Annotated in this window: 1 rRNA gene; it reads right to left on the bottom strand. The window is 58.0% G+C overall.

Features of this window, described 5'->3' with window-relative positions:
* Positions 1–1,236, bottom strand: a 16S ribosomal RNA gene (locus ACZ46W_RS35245); the annotation flags it as partial.
* Positions 1,237–1,649 lie beyond the last annotated feature (413 nt).

Raw genomic sequence — 1,649 nt, 5'->3', positions numbered from 1 at the left:
TCTTTGTACCGGCCATTGTAGCACGTGTGCAGCCCAAGACATAAGGGGCATGATGACTTGACGTCGTCCCCACCTTCCTCCGAGTTGACCCCGGCAGTCTCCTGTGAGTCCCCATCACCCCGAAGGGCATGCTGGCAACACAGAACAAGGGTTGCGCTCGTTGCGGGACTTAACCCAACATCTCACGACACGAGCTGACGACAGCCATGCACCACCTGTATACCGACCACAAGGGGGCGACCATCTCTGGCCGTTTCCGGTATATGTCAAGCCTTGGTAAGGTTCTTCGCGTTGCGTCGAATTAAGCCACATGCTCCGCTGCTTGTGCGGGCCCCCGTCAATTCCTTTGAGTTTTAGCCTTGCGGCCGTACTCCCCAGGCGGGGAACTTAATGCGTTAGCTGCGGCACCGACGACGTGGAATGTCGCCAACACCTAGTTCCCAACGTTTACGGCGTGGACTACCAGGGTATCTAATCCTGTTCGCTCCCCACGCTTTCGCTCCTCAGCGTCAGTAATGGCCCAGAGATCCGCCTTCGCCACCGGTGTTCCTCCTGATATCTGCGCATTTCACCGCTACACCAGGAATTCCGATCTCCCCTACCACACTCTAGCCTGCCCGTATCGAATGCAGACCCGGGGTTAAGCCCCGGGCTTTCACATCCGACGCGACAAGCCGCCTACGAGCTCTTTACGCCCAATAATTCCGGACAACGCTTGCGCCCTACGTATTACCGCGGCTGCTGGCACGTAGTTAGCCGGCGCTTCTTCTGCAGGTACCGTCACTTTCGCTTCTTCCCTGCTGAAAGAGGTTTACAACCCGAAGGCCGTCATCCCTCACGCGGCGTCGCTGCATCAGGCTTTCGCCCATTGTGCAATATTCCCCACTGCTGCCTCCCGTAGGAGTCTGGGCCGTGTCTCAGTCCCAGTGTGGCCGGTCGCCCTCTCAGGCCGGCTACCCGTCGTCGCCTTGGTAGGCCATTACCCCACCAACAAGCTGATAGGCCGCGGGCTCATCCTTCACCGCCGGAGCTTTCAACCAGCTCCCATGCGAGAGCCGGTGGTATCCGGTATTAGACCCCGTTTCCAGGGCTTGTCCCAGAGTGAAGGGCAGATTGCCCACGTGTTACTCACCCGTTCGCCACTAATCCCCCACCGAAGTGGGTTCATCGTTCGACTTGCATGTGTTAAGCACGCCGCCAGCGTTCGTCCTGAGCCAGGATCAAACTCTCCGTGAATGTTTACCGGTTATCCGGTTGACACTCGCGTTGAGCGGAACCGGAGGGGAGGAATAATCCCCTCGGTTCACAGCGTCCTCGCTGTGTTTTCTACAAAGGAACCTCATCTCCATGATGGAGACGGGGTATCAACTAATCTGGCGTTGATTTTTGGCACGCTGTTGAGTTCTCAAGGAACGGACGCTTCCTTTGTACTCACCCTCTCGGGCTTTCCTCCGGGCGCTTCCCTTCGGTATTTCGTGTTTCCAGCTTAGCAGATCCGTTTTCCGTTTCTGCCACCCGCTGGAGCGGGCTGCCGGGCTGTTCTTCGCTTTCGCGTTTCCCTTTCCGGCGGTTCCGACTCTATCAGATCCTTTCGGGCCTGATTCCCGGTCAGAGCGGGTTGTCTTTCCGGCTGTTGGGCCGTTCCGACG

Source organism: Streptomyces sp. NPDC031064 (assembly GCF_055570965.1).
The sequence above is the reverse complement of the archived record's forward strand: the minus strand, read 5'-3'. Positions and strand labels throughout refer to the sequence as shown.